1 protein-coding gene is annotated in these 1,101 nt (G+C 60.1%); it reads left to right on the top strand.

The window, feature by feature from the left end; genetic code table 11:
- Nucleotides 1–276: 276 nt before the first annotated feature.
- Nucleotides 277–870, top strand: coding sequence for a hypothetical protein (locus tag ACHHRT_RS13815; RefSeq protein ID WP_395500353.1), 594 nt, complete (start codon nucleotides 277–279; stop codon nucleotides 868–870).
- Nucleotides 871–1,101 lie beyond the last annotated feature (231 nt).

Below are 1,101 nucleotides of genomic sequence, written 5' to 3'. Positions count from 1 at the left end.
AAGTAATTTAAATACAATAGTTACTGCTTTGTATGAGAAATTGAGAGAAATGGTGTCTGACACCATTTCTCCTTCCATTTCTCCTTCGCATTTCAGGAATTTCCCCTAGAAAAACAGGGAAAAACAGGGGGAAAAACAGGGAAAAACAGGGACGCCCCCTATTTTGCGGACCGCACCATGACCACCACCGCGGCCGGACCAGTTCGCTGGTGCTCAGAAAAACAGGAGAAAAACAGGAGAAAAACAGGGACGCCCCCCTATTTTGCGGACCTCACCATGACCACGACCACCACCGCCGGCCGGACCATTTCGCTGGTGCTCGATGCCAACGGCCGGATCAGCCAAAGCCGGCCGGCCGGTCTCCTCGGGGTGGGCTACCATTACGACCTTCGGGGGCGGTTGAGTTCCATCACTCAAGGGGGCGGTGCCCAAGGGCGCTACCTGGACTTCACCTACAACAGCCAGGGTTATCCCGCCGCCACCCGTTACGCTTACCACCCCGCGACCGGCCGGCTGAGCGGGATCACCACCCCGGAGAACAACACCCTGGCCTTCACTTACGACGGCTTCCTGCCGCTGACCCAGTCCTGGTCCGGCGAGATCAACGGCAGCGTGGCCCGGGGCTACGATAATAACTTCCAGCTCCAGTCCCTGAACGTAAACGGCCAGAGCATCACCTACAGCTACGACAGCGACGGCCTGCCCATCCGGGCGGGCGGCCTCACCCTGGAGCGCGACCCCGCCAACGGCTTTCTCACCGGCACCGGCCTGGCCGGGGTAGCCACCACCCAAGCCTACAACGGTTTTGGCGAAATAACCGCCTTCACCGCCGCCCACGAGGCCACCGAACTGTTCAGCTGGTCCGGGTAAGCAAAAACGGCACCACCGCCTCCACCTACACTTACGATGACAACGGCAACCGCCTGCAGCACAGCGCCGGCGGCGCCACCAGCACCGGCAGCTACGACGCCCAGGACCGGATGACCGCCTACGGCAACGCCTCTTACCAGTACACCGCCAACGGCGAACTGCGGCAAAAGACCCAAGGCGCTCAGGTTACTAACTACACCTATGATCTCCTCGGCAATCTTAAAACCGTGG

The organism is Desulfurivibrio modestus (genome assembly GCF_044068625.1).
In the GTDB taxonomy this organism is placed as follows: domain Bacteria; phylum Desulfobacterota; class Desulfobulbia; order Desulfobulbales; family Desulfurivibrionaceae; genus Desulfurivibrio.
Note: the sequence above shows the minus strand (reverse complement) of the source record. Positions and strands in the feature narration are given on the sequence as shown.